This is a genomic window from Microbacterium sp. Marseille-Q6648, assembly GCF_943181415.1.
Lineage (GTDB): Bacteria > Actinomycetota > Actinomycetes > Actinomycetales > Microbacteriaceae > Microbacterium.
Genome location: NZ_CALPBZ010000001.1, coordinates 1,194,784 through 1,210,659 on the forward strand (window position 1 = coordinate 1,194,784; position 15,876 = coordinate 1,210,659).

Genomic DNA, 15,876 nt, shown 5'->3' on the forward strand with positions numbered 1-15,876 from the left:
GTTATGTCCTTTCGGCAACCTCCAGGATACCACAGGCGACATGCGCTAGAGTTTGCCGCCGCACGTCGCGGGGGCCACCGGCGCACCCCATAGAATGCTCAGGATGCTGTCGTCCATCCTGGGAGGATCCGTGATGTCGAAACACCGCTCCGTGGGCGCGGCGCTCACCGCGAAGAGGTCGCGCGTGCTCGCGTCGCTGGCCGTCGGCGTCGCCGTCGCGATCGGGACGACCGGGTGCAGCATGATCTCCACCCAGGCGACCACCATCGAATACAACGCCTCCGACGGCGTAGCCGCCGACGCCGGCCCCATCGAGGTGCGCAACGCCCTCGTCGTCGCGACCGAGGACGGCAGCGCCGGCAACATGCTGGCCGCCATCGTGAACTCCACCGACAACTCCGAGACTCTCACCATCGAGATCGGCGAGGGGTCCTCGAAGGTCACCGAGACGCTCCAGGTGCCGGCCAACAGCGTCGTCAGCCTCGGGGCGGACGGCGAGGAGCCGCTGTTGATCGAGGCGCTCGACACCATGCCCGGCGCCGACGTCCCGGTGTACTTCCAGGCCGGCGACGCCGAGGGTTCCCTCGTGGCCGTGCCCGTGCTGGACGGCGCACTGGAGTACTACGCCCCCTTCGTTCCCTGAGTCCTCGACTCACAGACACCAGACATGAGAACGGCCCCGCCCTCGGCGGGGCCGTTCTCCTGTCTCGGGGCGGGTCAGGCCTCGAAGCGGTAGCCGAGCCCGCGCACCGTCACGAGCATCACCGGGTCACCGGGGTTCTGCTCGATGCGCGAGCGGATGCGCTTGATATGCACGTCGAGCGTCTTGGTGTCGCCGTAATAGTCACTGCCCCACACCCGGTCGATGAGCTGCCCACGTGTGAGCACCCGACCGGCATTGCGCATGAGAACCTCGAGCAGCTCGAATTCCTTCAGCGGCATGTTGATCTCGGCGCCGTCGACGGCGACGGTGTGACGGTCGATGTCGAGGACGACGCGACCCCCGTTCAGGATGCGCTCCTCAAGATCGGCGTCGGCCTGGGTCTGGCGACGCAGCACGGCGCGCATACGCGCGAGCAGCTCGCGCGACGAGTAGGGCTTGGTGACGTAGTCGTCCGCCCCGAGTTCGAGGCCCACCACGATGTCGACTTCGGAGTCCTTCGCCGTGAGCATGATGATGGGAACGGCGGAGCCGGTGCGGATCTGACGGCACACCTCGGTCCCCGGCATCCCGGGCAGCATGAGGTCCAGCAGCACGATGTCGGCGCCCAGCTCGCGGAACACCGTCAGAGCGGTGGGGCCGTCCTCGGCGATCTCGACCTCGTAGCCTTCGCGGCGCAGGAGATACGCCAAGGGGTCTGCGAGGTCGGGCTCGTCCTCGACGATCAAGACGCGGGTCATTGGGTCACTCCGTTCTCGGCCGCGCGTGCGGCGGGTTTCTCGGCCGCGCGAGCGGCGGGGGTGCCCGCGTCGCGTGCGGCGGGGCTGCCGGCGGTCTGGGCAGCGATCTTCTTCAGCTTCTTGCGGCCGCGCTTGCCCGCGGGCGGAACATCGTCGGGGGGCGCTGCGGCGGGCAGGCGGATGGTGAAGGTCGAGCCTCGTCCCGGACGCGACCAGAGCTTGACCTCTCCCCCATGGCGGGCGACCGCGTGCTTGACGATCGCGAGCCCGAGCCCGGTGCCGCCGGTGCGACGCGAGCGCGCCTGGTCGGTGCGGTAGAACCGCTCGAACACCCGATCCTGATCACCCTCGGCGATACCGATGCCGCGGTCGGTGACGGCGATCTCGACCACGCCGTCCGCGAGCTTGACGCCCACACCGACGTCGCCTCCCTGACTGGAGTAGGCGATGGCGTTCGAGATGAGGTTGCCGACGGCCTCGGTGAGGATCTGCGCGTCGCCGCGCACGTAGAGCCCGCGCTTGCCGCCGCGCACGACCGTCACGCCCGCCGAGGCGGCCTGGATCGCGTGGGCTTCGAGCGCCGCCGTGAGGATCTCGTCGACCGCGATCGTGCGATCGGCGCTGAGGTCCTCCGCGGCCTGGAGGCGCGAGAGGTTCATGATGCGAGAGGTCAGCAGCGACAGCCGCGCGGCCTCGGCGGTGAGCCGCGAGGCGAAGACCCGCACCTGCGGCGGGTCGTCGGCGGCGGACTCGATGGCCTCGGCCAGCAGACTGACCGCGCCGACGGGCGTCTTCAGCTCGTGGCTGGTGTTGGCGACGAAGTCGCGGCGCATCTGCTCCACCCGCTCGCGCTCGGTGATGTCGCGGAGCACGAGAAGCGCCAGGCGCGCCGAGATCCGCGATGCCCGGATCACCACGAGGCGGGGCTCCGCCGGCGGTGCGCCGCGGCGCAGGCGCAGGGTCGCCTCGGCCGCGCTCTCGCTCGTGCGGGTGCGCCTGACGACCGACCGCAGCTCCTCCGTGCCGAGCACCGTTCCCTCGGCCAGACCGAACGGCACGGCGGCCGCCGATGCGGCTCGGACCGTGAACGAGGAGTCGACCACGACGGCTGCGTCATCCATGCCGTGGAGCACCTCGCGGACTCCGTCCGGGATGTCGGCCGACGTCTCGGCGCGGGCGCGATCGCGCGCCCGCAGCGAGGCGACGATGACGGCCGAAACGGAACCGCCGATGATGACTCCGGCGAGGAGTGCGAGCAGCGCGAGCTGCGTCGTATCCATGTCACTCACTGTAAAGGTCTGATCCGGGCGCCGTCGGCCCGGGCGGCGGGGGCCCGGGACCGCGCTCGGTACTATTCACTCCCGCGGCACCATTCGTTAACCTTCGGTGGCGACAATCGCCAGGGCCGCGCGAGCGGACCCTCCGCACGCAATCAGAAAGGTGTCGGAATGCGCGAAGTCTTCCACCAGTCCCTCGAGGACGCCCAGTCTCGTCTGGTCGAGATCGCCGAGCTCGTCACGGTCGCCATCGACAAGGCCACGCGGGCGTTCGAGTCGAGCGACGTGGGGCTCGCCGAAGAGGTCATCGAGGCCGACGCGATCATCGACGAGAAGGCGATCGCCCTCGACGAACTGGCGATCGAGATCCTCGCGCGTCAGCAGCCGGTCGCCCGCGATCTGCGCATCGTCGTCGGCGCCCTCCGCATGAGCGCGTCGCTCGAGCGCATGGGCGACATCGCCGAGCACATCGCGCAGCTGACCCGCATGCGCTTCCCCGAGCGCGCCATCCCCCGCGGACTGAAGTCGACGTTCACCAAGATGGGGCAGCTCGACGTCGAGGTCGCGCGCACCCTCACCGAGCTGCTGCGCACCCAGGACATGCGGCTGGCCGAGGCCATCCGCAACGCCGACGACGCGATCGACGAGCTGCACGCGAGCGTCTTCGAGAAGGTGCTCAGCGACTCCTGGCGCGGAGAAGCGGCGGCCACGGTCGACGCGACGCTCGCCAGCCGTTACCACGAGCGCTTCGCCGATCACGCCGTGTCGGTCGCGAAGAAGGTCGCGTACCTCGCCACGGGCGAGTGGGAGACGGTGTCGGAAGTCGTCGACAGCACCTCTTTCCCGCTGTCCTGACGTGACGCAGCTGTCCTGACACAGCGCCCCGACCTCGCCGCGGCCGCACGTCGCGGCGGAAGGACGAAGAGAGCGGATGCCCCCGGGGGGAGGCATCCGCTCTCTTCGTCGTCCGGGCTCCGCGGCTACTTGCCCTGGTTCGCCACGGCCGCAGCGCCTGCGGCAGCGGCGTCGGGGTCGAGGTACTCACCGGGACCGAGGGGCATGAAGTCCTCGCCGAGGCGGTAGACCAGCGGAATGCCGGTGGGGATGTTCAGCTCGGCGATGTCGGCGTCGCTGATGCCGTCGAGGTGCTTGACGAGACCGCGCAGCGAGTTGCCGTGCGCGGTCACCAGCACGGTCTTGCCCGCCTGCAGGTCGGGGATGATGTCGTTCTGCCAGTACGGCAGGAAGCGGTCGATGACGAGCTTGAGCGACTCGGTGCGAGGCACCTCGCCGTCGATGTCGGCGTAGCGGACGTCGCCGACCTGGCTGTACTGGTCGTCGTCGGCGAGCTCGGGCGGCGGCACGTCGAATGAGCGGCGCCACAGCATGAACTGCTCCTGGCCGAACTCCTCGAGCGTCTGGGCCTTGTCCTTCCCCTGGAGCGCGCCGTAGTGGCGCTCGTTCAGGCGCCACGTGCGCTTGACGGGGATCCACAGCCGGTCGGCGGCGTCGAGGGCGATGTCCGCCGTCTGGATGGCGCGCGACAGCAGCGAGGTGTGAACGATGTCGGGCAGCAGGCCCCTCTCGGCCATCAGCTCGCCGCCGCGCTGGGCCTCGGCCTTGCCGAGATCGGTGAGCCGGACATCGACCCATCCGGTGAACTGGTTCGACTTGTTCCATTCGCTCTGGCCGTGGCGGAGCAGGATCAGCGTGTAGGGCGCGGTCATGGCCCCCATGATATCGACGGATGCCGCGCCCGCCCGGCTCGTGACGCCTGGCATCATGGGGTGGTGCCCGCTGGTCGCTCCCCCGTCGGTCGAGTGACCCGCGGCACGACAGGCACGAACCGCCTGCGCCGCATCGATCGGTGGATCGCGCGGCATCCCGCGCTTCGCCGTGCGGCGGATCCGCTCGTGGTCGACCTCGGCTACGGCGCGAGCGGCGTCACGGCACTCGAGCTGCATGCGCGCCTGGCGCGATCGCGTCCCGACGTCGAGGTGCTCGGGCTTGAGATCGCCCCGGAACGGGTCGATCGAGCGCGCGCACAGCTCGAGGACGTCCGCCGCGGCCTCACGGCCTTCGCCCCGGACGCGCGCGTGTCGTTCGCACGCGGAGGCTTCGAGGTGCCGACACCCGCGGCGCGGCATCCTGCGATCATCCGCGCGATGAACGTGCTGCGCCAGTACGACGAGCACGCCGTCGCCGACGCGTGGCGCGAGATGTCGTCGCGCCTGGCACCGGGCGGGCTGCTGGTGGAGGGCACGTGCGACGAACTCGGGCGCATCGCGACGTGGGCGGCGGTGTCGTCCGGCGGCGAGCCGATGACGTTGACCGTCTCGCTGCGCCTCACCGGCCTCGAGCGTCCGTCCATCGCCGCCGAGCGCCTGCCGAAGGCGCTCATCCACCGCAACGTCCCCGGCGAGCCGGTGCACGCCTTCCTCGCCGCGCTGGATGAGGAGTGGCTGCGCGCGGCGGCGGTGTCTCCCTTCGGACCCGTCCACCGGTGGCGCACCGCCATGGAGGCGCTCGTCGCCGGCGGATGGCCCCTGCGTGCCCGCTCGCGCTGGCCGCTCGGCGAGGTCACCATCGGCTGGGAGTCGGTCGCCCCGCTCGGATGATCAGATCCGGGGCACCGTCGCGCGCGCATCCCCCGCGGACATGCCGGTCGCGGTGAGCAGATCCACCACGAGGGGGCGGAGCGCCGTGATGAGGTTCTGATCGCCCATCGAGGCACCCGGAGTCACCTCACCGGGATCGAGGTGCGCGGCCACCGAGATGAGCGACTCCCGAGCCGTCGTCGCCGACGAGATGTCACCGAGCGAGTGTGCGATGAGGCCCATCGCGCGCGTGACCTCGGCGAGGATGTCGGCGGCGACCGGCCGGGCCACGCCGTCGACGCACAGGTAGGAGGCTCGCCGGGCGACGACACGGAGGTTGCGTGTCGCCAGATCCATCGACTGCTGCATGCGCTGCTGACGCTCCAGCTCGTGGCGCTGGCGTCGCAGGAACGGCGAGATCCGGGCGACGGCGATCCCGGTGTCGAGCGACGCGCGCCACTGCTCGAGCAGCGGCTCGAGTGCGCGCGCCTTCGCGAGACCGCGCTCGGCGCGCAGCCGGTCCCCTCGATGAAGACCCTGGATGACGGCGGTCGCGGCGGCTTCGGCGCCGGCGAACACCGCCGCGCCGTCGCGGACCGCCGCGCGCTGCGCGCTCCGCGGGATCAGAGCGGTCACCAGCAGCGCTGCGACACCGCCGACGACCCCGTCGATCAGGCGCAGGAACGGCGAGCTGGCCGGCACGATCATGACGATGAGCGACTGGATCGCCGCCGCGATGGCGAATCCGGCCTGATGGGAGAGGAACCGGGCGACGATCAGGGTCGCCGCGAGCGCCAACGCGAGCTGCCACCAGCCCGAGCCGGCGACCAGCAGGAGCAGCTCGGCGACGAGTATGCCCACCAGCATCCCGACCACCGTCTCGAGCACGCGCCGCGGCCGCGCATCGCGCACGAGCCCGAGGCTCGAGACCGTCACCGTCGCCGCCAGCAGCGGAGCGGGGTGACCGAGGACGTAGAGGGCGAAGGCGTAGGCGCCGGTGGCGGCCACCACGATCTGCAGGATGGCCGGCGCCGACTCTCGCACCCGCCGCAGCGCCGGCCGCGGGTCGACCCGGCTGCGCCACCCCGTGGGGATCGGCGCGGTGACCGGAGACTCGTCGGCGCTCATGATCTGGGCGCTCCGGATGCCGCTCCCGGCACCGCCGTCATCCCGACGACGCGGCCGGGCGTCGCGACAGGCGCGTCATGCGGGGCACGCCCGCGGTGGCACCGGCGTCGGGCGGCACGATGACCTCCTGTGTCGCCGCCACGACGCCGTCCTCGACCGCGACGGTCAGGGCAGCGTCGACCGGGGTGCTCCGGCGCACGATCGCCAGCGCGATCGGACCCTGCTCCCAGTGGCGGGCGGCGGAGGTGACGACGCCGACCTCGTTCTCGCCGGCCCGCACGGGGGCTCCTCGCGCGGGAAGGAGGGCGTCGCTGCCGTCGAGGTGCAGGAACACCAGCCGCCGCGGCGGGTGGCCGAGGTTGTGGACCTTCGCGACGGTCTCCTGGCCGCGATAGCACCCCTTGCTCAGGTGCACGGCGGTGCGGAGCCAATCGACTTCGTGCGGAAGGGTGCGCTCATCGACCTCGGCAGCCCAGCGGGGACGCCACGCGGCCACGCGCAGGGCGTCGACGGCCACGGCGCCGGCGAGCTGCGCCTCACCACGCGCGGCGCGTTCGAGAAGCAGCGCGCGCTCGTCGCGCGTGACCACGGCCTCGGCCCAGTCGCGGTCCGAGCCGGGATGCGGATCGGTCAGCGCGTAGGCGTGCCCGCCCGCCCCGATGGCGGGCCACGGGTCGCGCCAGATTACCGGGACGCCGGCCGGAGCGATCGGGGTGACCACCGCGAGGGCGGCGGCGGCGCCGCCGACGACCGCGAACTCGTCACCCGCGTCGCGCGGCTGGACGCGCAGTCGGAACCGCATCCGCATGAGCCACTGCAGCAGCGCGTCGGCGTCGCCGCGATCCACGAGGAGCCACGCCGTCTCGCCGTCGTCGACGATGGATGCCGCATGCTCGACGTGTCCGTGCGGGTCGAGCACGAGCAGCTCCGAACCGCTTCCCGGAGCCAGCGTCGTGAGCGCCTGCGAGGTGAGGGAGTCCAGCCACGACAGGCGGTCCTCGCCGGACACCGCCAGCACGCGCCGGTCGTCGAGGGGCGCGACGGCGGAGCCGTTCGCGAGTGCCCGCTGCTCCACCAGGGGGTTGCCGACATGGGTGAGGATGCCGTCGTCGTCCACGACGGCGCGATCGATCGCGTCGAAGTCGCCCATCACTCCACCCGCGCCAATCGAGCCGACGCGTGCGAGGCCAGCGCGCCGCCGAGGGCGGCGATGTCCCACGCCCACAGCAGGTGGGCGTCGACCAGACCGTACATGCGCGTGGCGGCGGAGTAGTCCTTCGCGCCGGCACTGCGCACCACGGCATCCGTCGCCATGTCGATGCGCGGGCCCCGGATCCGGCCGAGATACAGCTCGCTGACGCCGTCCGAGTGCACCAGCACCGCCTCGATGTCGAACCCGCCCTCGGCGTTGCGAAGGCTCTCGACGTCGTCGACGGTGCGACGGACGCGGGGCGCGAGGGGTGGGAGGAGTGCCGGGCCGGCGTCGGCGTCGGTCGCCGGTCGCGACAGCCGCCAGTAGCCGGTCTCGGCCACGAGCGGAATGTCGTCGCCACCGGCGTCTGCTCGCAGCCAGGCGTGCGAGGTGTAGTTCAGGTGATCGCCGCCGTCATGGCTGAAGCTCACGCGCTGGGCGAACTCGCCCGAGAATCGATGATCGGGGGTGCCGTACTCGATGACACCCGTGCCCTCCCACACGCCGATGAGCCACGACAGCGGAGCGAGGTCGGCGGGGAGGTCTGTCGGTAGATCGAACACGACGCGACCGTCAGCGCTGGCCGCGGTAGAGGTTCTTGATCACCACACCCGAGACGAAGACGATCGCGAGCGAGGCGAGGCCGAGCAGGCCCACGAAGAACAGTTCGAGCGCGAAGAGGTCCATGGCTCAACTCTAGCCGGGGACGACGACGGCCAAGCCGAATCCCAGGCTGATGATGCCCATCACCACCAGCGCCCCCAGGACGCTCGCCGCCACTCTCTGGGTGAACCCCTGCGACCGCCCGCGGATCAGCTGCACGGCGAAGGCGAGGATGAGGCAGCCGCCGAGCCCGACCGCGAGCCAGGACGACCGATCGGATGCCGGGACGATCACACCGACGACGACGCCGATGACGGCGGCGAGCGCCCAGATCGCCACGACACCGCCGAGCGTGCGGCGCGGGCCCAGTTCCACGGAGGTCACCCCCTCATTGTCGCGCACGGCAAGGCGATGCGCACGTGGGGCCGATCCCACCCCGGACAGCGGTGTCCCGGCGGGCTGCGCGACACGCCGTACACTGTTGTCCACGGCGCCCACCGCGTCGGGAGGACGGCGTCTTGGCACAGCTTCTGGTTCTGAGCTCCACACAGGGAGGCGGCCCTGTCCTGCCTGCCCTCGAGCTGCTCAGCCACCGGGCGCGTCAGATCCCGGCCGAGCCCGCGCAGCTCGTGAACGCGCCGAGCGCCGACGTCATCTTCGTCGACGCGCGCGTCGACCTCGTCGGCGCGAAGTCGCTGTGCAAGATCCTCAACACCACGGGTCTGGACGCCCCGCTCGTCCTCGTCGTGACCGAGGGTGGACTGACGGCCGTGTCGACCGACTGGGGCGTCGACGACGTGATCCTCGTCACCGCGGGGCCCGCGGAGGTCGACGCGCGCGTGCGTCTGGCGATCGGCCGCATGTCGAAGGAGCAGGTCTCGACCCGCATCCAGACCTCGGGCATCACGATCGACGAGTCCTCGTACTCCGCCAAGGTGCACGGCAAGCCGCTCGACCTCACCTACAAGGAGTTCCAGCTCCTGCACTTCTTCGCCACGCATCCCTCGCGGGTGTTCACGCGCGAGCAGCTGCTGAGTGAGGTCTGGGGCTACGACTACTTCGGCGGTACGCGCACCGTCGACGTCCACGTGCGTCGCCTGCGCGCCAAACTCGGCGACCTCGAGCAGCTGATCGGCACCGTCCGCAACGTCGGGTACCGCTTCAACGTCTACGAGGACGATCAGCTTCCGTCCTCAAAGGAACGCTCCCAGGCCTGAGCCGCGATCCATGCGAGCGCCGCGCGCACCGCGTCGGCGTCGAAGGATGCGGTCGGAAGCGCGGCGATCCGCGCATCCCGGATGATGCCCGCCGGATCGACCACCACCGTCGCAGATCGCTGAAGGAACGCCGTCGTGGTGAGTCCGGAGCGTTCGTGGCCGTCGACGCTCGCGCGCACGCGGATCGACGGCGCCCGGCCGGCCGCCCGCCGCGCCGCATCGGCGGCCTCCGCAGCGGCGCCGGGCGCGACGAGGATGAGGACGGCGTCACCGACTTCTCCGGCATCCTTCATGCGCTGCATCGCCGCCGCGTGGGCGAGGCAGACGGGGCAGCTGCTGGAACGCATGAAGTGGACGACAGCCACGCGACCGCCGATCTCGTCGCGCAGCCGACGCGGCGACCCGTGCGGGTCGACGACGTCGATGTCGGGGAAGGGATGGTCGACGGCGAGGGCGTCCGACATGGGGGCTCCGATTCTTGTTCGAGCAGGGTACGGTGTTTGTCAACGTGCTTGCGCTTATCGTCAAGCAGATTGCGCATATTGTCAAGGAGGTTGCGCGTGTTCGAGGACGAGATCACGCGCTTCTCCGAGAGCGCGGCGGATGACCTCGGGATGCTGCTGATGGATGCCGCGTCGACCGTCGTGGCGGCGACCATCGACCGCCTCTCGGCCGGGGGCCACACCCGTATCCGCCCCGGCCACGTGCCGGTTTTCGCCCGCATCGATCCCGAGGGGACGACGATCTCGACCCTCGCCTCCCGAGCCGGCGTGAGCAGACAGGCCATGAGCGTCGTCGTCCGCGAACTCGAGGAGCACGGGTACGTGCAGACCGCGCCCGACGCGCACGACCGTCGCGCGACCCGCGTGGAGCTGACCGCGCGCGGTGCCGCGCTGTGCCGGGACGCCACGCGCATCAGCGGCGAGATCGCCGCGGGCGTGGCCGCCGAGCTCGGCCCCGGCCGCGTCGCCGAGCTGCGGGCGACGCTGCGACACCTGACCGCGGGGACCGCCGCGCCCGCCTGATCGCACAGCGCCGCCTGCCGCATCCGTTCACACTCCGGTCACGACTGCCTGCAATGATGTGGGGATGATCGAACACGACGTGCTCGACGCCGGCCTCGGCGATGCGGACGATGACGACTTCGAGTTCGACGAGCCCGTCGACGCCCAGCTGCCCGACCATCGTTATCTGGACCGCGAGCTCAGCTGGCTGGCGTTCAACCAGCGCGTTCTGGAGCTCGCGGAGGACCCCGCCCAGCCGGCGCTCGAGCGCGCCAACTTCCTGGCGATCTTCGCGAGCAACCTGGACGAGTTCTTCATGGTGCGCGTGGCGGGCCTCAAGCGCCGCATCGTCACCGGCCTCGCTATTCCCACCAATGTCGGCCGGGCGCCGCAGGAGGTGCTGTCGGACATCTCCGAGGACGCCCACCAGCTGCAGGTGCGTCACGCAGCCGCGTGGACGAGCCTCGTCCGCCCCGCCATGGCGGATGCCGGGATCGTGGTCGTGCGCTGGGACGACCTCGACGACAACGAGCGATCGAAGCTGTACGACTACTTCCAGACGCAGGTGTTCCCCGTCCTCATGCCGCTCGCGGTGGACCCGGCCCACCCGTTCCCCTACATCTCGGGGCTGTCGCTGAACCTCGCCATCCGCATCCGCAACGCCCGCACCGGCCGGCAGGAGTTCGCGCGCCTGAAGGTTCCGCCGATGCTGCCGCGCTTCGTGGAGGTGGTCCGCGGCGAATCCGGCGTCCGCTACCTTCCGCTCGAGGACCTCATCTCCAACAATCTCGAAGACCTCTTCCCCGGCATGGAGATCCTCGACCATCACGCCTTCCGCCTCACCCGCAACGAGGACGTCGTCATCGAGGAGGACGAGACGGAGAACCTCATCCAGGCGCTCGAGGCTGAGCTGCTTCGGCGCCGGTTCGGCCCGCCGATCCGGCTCGAGGTCACCGAGGACATGGACGACGTCACCCTCGACCTGCTCATCAGCGAGCTCGACATCACCGCCCAGGAGGTCTACCGCCTGCCCGGCCCGCTGGATCTGCGCGGGCTCTTCGACCTCTCGCGCATCGAGCGGCCCGACCTGCACTACAAGCCGCACGTTCCCACGACCGCGCTGGCCTTCCAGCCGGGCGACAACAACGAGCGGGGCGACATCTTCGCGTCGATCCGCAAGGCCGATGTGCTCGTGCACCACCCGTACGAGTCGTTCGCGACGAGCGTGCAGGCCTTCCTCGAACAGGCAGCCAAGGACCCCCACGTCCTGGCCATCAAGCAGACCCTTTACCGCACCTCGGGTGACAGCCCCATCGTGCAGGCGCTCATCGACGCCGCCGAGTCCGGCAAGCAGGTGCTCGCCCTGGTCGAGGTCAAAGCCCGGTTCGACGAAGCCGCGAACATCGTGTGGGCGCGCAAGCTCGAGAAGGCGGGTGTCCACGTCGTCTACGGCCTGGTCGGGCTGAAGACCCACTGCAAGCTGGCCCTCGTCATCCGCGAGGAGGAAGGGGTCCTGCGGCACTACAGCCACGTCGGCACGGGCAACTACAACCCCAAGACGTCCCGCATCTACGAGGACTTCGGTCTGTTCACCGTGGACGACCAGGTCGGCCGCGACCTCACCCGGCTGTTCAACGAGCTGAGCGGCTACGCGATCGAGAAGAAGTTCAAGCGTCTCCTCGTGGCGCCCCTTCACCTGCGGAAGGGTCTGCTGCGCCTCATCGACAAGGAGCGCCGCAACGCCCAGGCGGGCAAGCCCGCCCACATCCGCATCAAGGTCAACTCGATGGTGGACGAGCAGATCATCGACGCCCTCTACCGCGCGAGCCAGGCCGGCGTCCCGGTCGACGTGTGGGTGCGCGGGATCTGCGCCCTCAAGCCGGGAGTTCCCGGGATGAGCGAGACGATCACCGTGCGCTCCATCCTCGGCCGGTACCTCGAGCACTCCCGCATCTTCGCCTTCGCCGGCGACGGCGACCCGCAGGTGTACATCGGCAGCGCCGACATGATGCACCGCAACCTCGATCGCCGCGTCGAGGCGCTGGTGCGCGTGGTCGATCCCGCCCACCAGCGGGAACTCATCAGCCTGTTCGACGTCGCGATGAGCGCCGAGACGAGTTCGTGGCACCTCGGCCCCGAGGGCGACTGGGTGCGCCACCACGTCGGCGAGGACGGCAAGCCGCTGACCGACCTGCAGGATCGGACGATGTCGCAGGTGCAGCGGCGCCGGCGGGTTCGGGCGGTGCGATGACGGACACCGCCGTCTACGCTGCCGGCGGGGTCGTGTGGCGCATGGTCGATGCCAAGCTGCACGTGCTGATGATCCATCGCACGCGCTACCGCGACGTCACGCTGCCCAAAGGCAAGGTCGACCCGGGTGAGATGCTCGCCGAGACCGCGGTGCGTGAGATCCGCGAAGAGACCGGCATCCGGGTCGCGCTGGGCGTGCCCGTCGGGATCTCGAAGTACCGCCTGCCGAGCAAGCGCACCAAGATCGTGCACTACTGGGCGGCGGAGGCCACCGAAGCCGCCATCCGCGCCTCGGCATTCGTTCCGAACAAAGAGATCGCGGCCCTGGAGTGGGCCACACCGAAGAAGGCGCTGAAGCGCCTCAGCTACCCGGTCGACATCGAGATCCTCGAGAACTTCCTGAAGCTCGTCGACGAAGGCATCCTCGGCACCTTCCCGCTCATCGTGCTGCGGCACGGGAAGGCTGTGGACCGCGAGAACTGGGAGGGCGCCGACACCGACCGCCCGCTCACCTCACGCGGCCGCAAGCAGGCGAACGCGGTCGTCGGCCCGCTGCTGGCCTTCGGCGCGCGCAAGATCATCTCCAGCCCCGCCGTCCGCTGCGTGAAGACGGTGAAGCCGCTCGCGGCCTCGCTCGCCCGCTCCATCGACAAATCGCCGCTCATCAGCCAGGACGCGTGGGAGGAGGGCCGCTCGGATCCGCGCACCGTCATCGGCCAGCGGGTCCGCGCCCGCAAGGCCGTCGTGCTGTGCAGCCACGGTCCGGTGCTGCCGGACATCCTGAGCGAGCTCGCACTTGCCACCGGCACCCTGCGCGGCTCCTACCTCGGAAGCGCCTCGGCGCTGGAGACCGGGGCGTTCTCGGTGGCGCACCTGTCCGTGGACAATCCGGGGTCGGGCATCGTGGCGATCGAGACCCACATCCCGAAGGTGTGATCGATCGGGCTCGTTCACCTTCCGTTCACCATTCCAGCGCAGTCTCTTAAGAGTCCCCACCTACCGTCAGTGCGTGCCCTGCACCGGGGCCATCACCCGAAGCCCTCCCGGGCCTCTTTCCCTGACACGTGAAGGATTCACACAGTGAAGATCTCCCGCATCGCCCAGCTGGGCGCTGTCGCCGCCGTCGCGGCCCTCTCCCTCACCGCCTGCGCGGCGAACGAAACCACGCCCGGAGCCGAGCCCACCGAGGGCGGCTCCGAGTCCACCCTCGCGGGGGAGCTCGTCGGCGCCGGCTCGTCCGCGCAGGAAGTCGCCGTCCAGGCCTGGTCGGCCGGATTCCAGACGGCCAACCCCGACGTGACCGTCAGCTACGACCCCGCCGGCTCCGGCGCGGGCCGTGAGTCCTTCCAGGCCGGCGCCGTCGCGTTCGCCGGGTCCGACCGCGCCTTCACGGCAGAGGAGATCGAGGCGGGCCCCTTCGGCGCGTGCGTCGAGGGCACCGGCATCATCGAGATCCCGTCCTACATCTCCCCCATCGCCGTCATCTTCAACGTCGAGGGCATCGAGACGCTCAACCTCGACGCCGCGACCATCGCGAGCATCTTCGCCGGTGACATCACCAACTGGAACGACGAGGCGATCGCGGCCACGAACGAGGGCGTCGAGCTGCCCGACCTCGAGATCACCCCGGTCCACCGCGCGGACGACTCGGGCACCACCGAGAACTTCACGGACTACCTGTACCAGGCCGCTCCCGAGGCGTGGGAGTGGGAGGCCGACGGCGTGTGGCCGATCGAGTCCGGTGAGGCCGCTCAGGGCACCTCCGGCGTCGTCGCGGCGGTCGAGGGCGGCAACGGCACCGTCGGCTACGCCGACGCGTCGCGCGCCGAGGGCTTCGGCACCGTCGCGGTTCAGGTCGGCGAGGAGTTCGTCAGCTTCACCCCCGAGGCCGCTGCGGCGATCGTCGACGCGTCGCCGCGCGAGGAGGGCCGCACCGACGGCGACCTCGCCATCGCGCTGGACCGCACGCCGGACTCGGCCGCCTACCCCGTCGTGCTCGTGAGCTACATGCTCGCGTGCGAGGAGTACGCCGACCCCGCCTCGGCCGCGCTGGCAAAGGGCTTCCTCGAGTACGTCATCAGCCCCGAGGGCCAGGATGCCGCGGCAGAGGCCGCCGGCAGCGCGCCGATCTCGGACACGCAGCGTGAGAACATGCAGGCCGCGCTGGACCTGATCGTCACCGAGTGACATCCTGATGCCCGGCTCCGCGTGACCCGCGGGGCCGGGCATCACCCCTGTCCCCCCACGAACAAACGGACGTCATGACAACGACCACCGCCCCGGCCGCCCCGAAGGCCAAGACGCGCCCCGGAGACCGATGGTTCTCGGGGACCGCGCTGTTCGCAGGGTCGATGATCCTCGTCACCCTCGCGGCCGTCGCCCTCTTCCTCATCGTGCAGTCCGTACCCGGGCTGCTGGCCACCAGCGAGACCGCCTCGGTGCTCTCGGGCAACTTCTGGGAGTACGTCTGGCCGCTCGCCTTCGGCACCGTGTGGGCGTCGCTGCTGGCACTTCTGATGGCGGTCCCCCTGTCGGTCGCGGTGGCCCTGTTCATCTCCCATTACGCGCCGCGACGGCTGTCGCAGACGCTCGGCTACATCGTCGACCTGCTCGCCGCCGTGCCGTCGGTCGTCTTCGGCCTGTGGGGCATCCTCGTCCTGGCGCCCGCCGTCCAGCCCGTCTACGCATGGCTCAATCAGAACGCAGGGTGGTTCCCGCTGTTCGGCGGCTCGGTCTCGGGCACCGGACGCACCATCTTCACCGCCGCCATCGTGCTGGCCGTCATGGTGACGCCGATCATCACCGCCATCTGCCGCGAGATCTTCCTGCAGACCCCCGTCCTCCACGAAGAGGCCGCGCTCGCCCTCGGCGCCACCCGCTGGGAGATGATCCGCATGGCGGTCTTCCCGTTCGGTCGCAGCGGCATCATCTCGGCCTCGATGCTCGGACTCGGCCGCGCCCTCGGCGAGACCATGGCAGTGGCCATGGTCCTCTCCATCGCCAACGTGGTGTCGTTCCGCCTGTTCACGTCCGAGAACCCCGGCACGATCCCGGCGAACATCGCCCTCACCTTCCCCGAGGCATACGGCACGAACATCAACGTGCTCATCGCCACGGGCCTCATCCTCTTCGTCGTCACCTTCGCGGTGAACGCGCTGGCGCGCTGGGTCGTCAGCCGCCGCAAGGAATTCTCGGGAGCGAACTGAC

Annotated in this window: 17 protein-coding genes; 9 read left to right on the forward strand and 8 right to left on the reverse strand. The window is 70.4% G+C overall.

Annotation, left to right across the window (positions count from 1 at the left end; all coding sequences use genetic code 11):
• The first annotated feature begins 133 nt into the window (after nt 1-133).
• Nucleotides 134-643 (forward strand): DNA modification methylase, encoded by a 510-nt coding sequence (locus NFR93_RS05690; RefSeq protein ID WP_251450731.1) that lies wholly within the window; start codon nt 134-136, stop codon nt 641-643.
• Nucleotides 644-717: 74 nt separating this feature from the next.
• On the opposite strand, the gene NFR93_RS05695 is transcribed toward NFR93_RS05690, so the two are convergent.
• Together NFR93_RS05695 and NFR93_RS05700 are read right to left on the reverse strand one after the other, a co-directional pair.
• Nucleotides 718-1,401 carry a response regulator gene (locus NFR93_RS05695; RefSeq protein ID WP_251450733.1) on the reverse strand — a complete coding sequence of 228 codons (684 nt, stop codon included), beginning with the start codon at nt 1,399-1,401 and terminating at the stop codon, nt 718-720.
• Nucleotides 1,398-2,681: a sensor histidine kinase gene (locus tag NFR93_RS05700; RefSeq protein WP_251450735.1), complete on the reverse strand. Its 1,284-nt coding sequence runs from the start codon at nt 2,679-2,681 to the stop codon at nt 1,398-1,400. Before NFR93_RS05700 ends, NFR93_RS05695 begins: the two co-directional genes overlap by 4 nt.
• Nucleotides 2,682-2,849: 168 nt before the next feature.
• Between NFR93_RS05700 and phoU the strand changes: the two genes are divergently transcribed.
• Entirely contained in the window at nt 2,850-3,533 is a 684-nt protein-coding gene (phoU, locus tag NFR93_RS05705) for a phosphate signaling complex protein PhoU (protein ID WP_251450737.1), read from the forward strand.
• 125 nt (nt 3,534-3,658) lie between these two features.
• Here the strand turns inward: phoU and NFR93_RS05710 are convergent, their stop codons facing one another.
• Nucleotides 3,659-4,405: a phosphoglyceromutase gene (locus tag NFR93_RS05710; protein ID WP_251450738.1), complete on the reverse strand. Its 747-nt coding sequence runs from the start codon at nt 4,403-4,405 to the stop codon at nt 3,659-3,661.
• 63 nt (nt 4,406-4,468) lie between these two features.
• On the opposite strand from NFR93_RS05710, the gene NFR93_RS05715 reads away from it, so the two are divergent.
• Complete coding sequence (locus tag NFR93_RS05715) at nt 4,469-5,296, forward strand: class I SAM-dependent methyltransferase (protein WP_251450740.1); 828 nt, start codon at nt 4,469-4,471, stop codon at nt 5,294-5,296.
• Here NFR93_RS05715 and NFR93_RS05720 read toward each other — a convergent pair whose 3' ends face one another.
• The 4 genes from NFR93_RS05720 to NFR93_RS05735 all read right to left on the reverse strand — a co-directional run bounded on the left by NFR93_RS05720 (nt 5,297) and on the right by NFR93_RS05735 (nt 8,582).
• On the reverse strand, nt 5,297-6,403 hold the full coding sequence (locus tag NFR93_RS05720; protein ID WP_251450742.1) for an FUSC family protein: 1,107 nt from the start codon (nt 6,401-6,403) through the stop codon (nt 5,297-5,299).
• A gap of 37 nt (nt 6,404-6,440) precedes the next feature.
• The gene (gene ygfZ, locus NFR93_RS05725; protein WP_251450743.1) at nt 6,441-7,553 is read right to left on the reverse strand and encodes a CAF17-like 4Fe-4S cluster assembly/insertion protein YgfZ; all 1,113 of its coding nucleotides are present in this window, start codon (nt 7,551-7,553) and stop codon (nt 6,441-6,443) included.
• A complete protein-coding gene (locus NFR93_RS05730; protein WP_251450745.1) occupies nt 7,553-8,158 on the reverse strand; it encodes a heme-binding beta-barrel domain-containing protein in 606 nt (201 codons plus the stop codon). The genes ygfZ and NFR93_RS05730 overlap by 1 nt, the downstream gene beginning before the upstream one ends.
• A 133-nt stretch (nt 8,159-8,291) precedes the next feature.
• A complete protein-coding gene (locus tag NFR93_RS05735; RefSeq protein ID WP_251450747.1) occupies nt 8,292-8,582 on the reverse strand; it encodes a hypothetical protein in 291 nt (96 codons plus the stop codon).
• Nucleotides 8,583-8,716: 134 nt separating this feature from the next.
• Between NFR93_RS05735 and NFR93_RS05740 the strand changes: the two genes are divergently transcribed.
• A complete protein-coding gene (locus NFR93_RS05740) occupies nt 8,717-9,415 on the forward strand; it encodes a winged helix-turn-helix domain-containing protein (protein ID WP_251450749.1) in 699 nt (232 codons plus the stop codon).
• On the opposite strand, the gene NFR93_RS05745 is transcribed toward NFR93_RS05740, so the two are convergent.
• Nucleotides 9,379-9,879 (reverse strand): redoxin domain-containing protein, encoded by a 501-nt coding sequence (locus NFR93_RS05745; protein WP_251450751.1) that lies wholly within the window; start codon nt 9,877-9,879, stop codon nt 9,379-9,381. The genes NFR93_RS05740 and NFR93_RS05745 overlap by 37 nt on opposite strands.
• A 96-nt stretch (nt 9,880-9,975) precedes the next feature.
• Between NFR93_RS05745 and NFR93_RS05750 the strand changes: the two genes are divergently transcribed.
• The 5 genes from NFR93_RS05750 to pstC all read left to right on the forward strand — a co-directional run bounded on the left by NFR93_RS05750 (nt 9,976) and on the right by pstC (nt 15,875).
• Nucleotides 9,976-10,440, forward strand: a complete 465-nt coding sequence (locus NFR93_RS05750; RefSeq protein ID WP_251450753.1) for a MarR family winged helix-turn-helix transcriptional regulator — start codon at nt 9,976-9,978, stop codon at nt 10,438-10,440.
• Between the two features lie 64 nt (nt 10,441-10,504).
• The gene (locus NFR93_RS05755) at nt 10,505-12,670 is read left to right on the forward strand and encodes an RNA degradosome polyphosphate kinase (protein WP_251450754.1); all 2,166 of its coding nucleotides are present in this window, start codon (nt 10,505-10,507) and stop codon (nt 12,668-12,670) included.
• A complete protein-coding gene (locus NFR93_RS05760) occupies nt 12,667-13,605 on the forward strand; it encodes an NUDIX hydrolase (protein ID WP_251450755.1) in 939 nt (312 codons plus the stop codon). Before NFR93_RS05755 ends, NFR93_RS05760 begins: the two co-directional genes overlap by 4 nt.
• A gap of 144 nt (nt 13,606-13,749) precedes the next feature.
• Complete coding sequence (gene pstS, locus NFR93_RS05765) at nt 13,750-14,856, forward strand: phosphate ABC transporter substrate-binding protein PstS (RefSeq protein WP_251450756.1); 1,107 nt, start codon at nt 13,750-13,752, stop codon at nt 14,854-14,856.
• 74 nt (nt 14,857-14,930) lie between these two features.
• Complete coding sequence (pstC, locus tag NFR93_RS05770) at nt 14,931-15,875, forward strand: phosphate ABC transporter permease subunit PstC (RefSeq protein WP_251450757.1); 945 nt, start codon at nt 14,931-14,933, stop codon at nt 15,873-15,875.
• Nucleotide 15,876 lies beyond the last annotated feature (1 nt).

Excerpts from the sequence above, each read along its gene's own strand:
- NFR93_RS05690 (WP_251450731.1), top strand. The coding sequence starts at position 134 with ATGTCGAAACACCGCTCCGTGGGCGCGGCGCTCACCGCGAAGAGGTCG.
- NFR93_RS05695 (WP_251450733.1), bottom strand. The coding sequence starts at position 1,401 with ATGACCCGCGTCTTGATCGTCGAGGACGAGCCCGACCTCGCAGACCCC.
- NFR93_RS05700 (WP_251450735.1), bottom strand. The coding sequence starts at position 2,681 with ATGGATACGACGCAGCTCGCGCTGCTCGCACTCCTCGCCGGAGTCATC.
- phoU (WP_251450737.1), top strand. The coding sequence starts at position 2,850 with ATGCGCGAAGTCTTCCACCAGTCCCTCGAGGACGCCCAGTCTCGTCTG.
- NFR93_RS05710 (WP_251450738.1), bottom strand. The coding sequence starts at position 4,405 with ATGACCGCGCCCTACACGCTGATCCTGCTCCGCCACGGCCAGAGCGAA.
- NFR93_RS05720 (WP_251450742.1), bottom strand. The coding sequence starts at position 6,403 with ATGAGCGCCGACGAGTCTCCGGTCACCGCGCCGATCCCCACGGGGTGG.
- ygfZ (WP_251450743.1), bottom strand. The coding sequence starts at position 7,553 with ATGGGCGACTTCGACGCGATCGATCGCGCCGTCGTGGACGACGACGGC.
- NFR93_RS05745 (WP_251450751.1), bottom strand. The coding sequence starts at position 9,879 with ATGTCGGACGCCCTCGCCGTCGACCATCCCTTCCCCGACATCGACGTC.
- NFR93_RS05755 (WP_251450754.1), top strand. The coding sequence starts at position 10,505 with ATGATCGAACACGACGTGCTCGACGCCGGCCTCGGCGATGCGGACGAT.
- NFR93_RS05760 (WP_251450755.1), top strand. The coding sequence starts at position 12,667 with ATGACGGACACCGCCGTCTACGCTGCCGGCGGGGTCGTGTGGCGCATG.
- pstC (WP_251450757.1), top strand. The coding sequence starts at position 14,931 with ATGACAACGACCACCGCCCCGGCCGCCCCGAAGGCCAAGACGCGCCCC.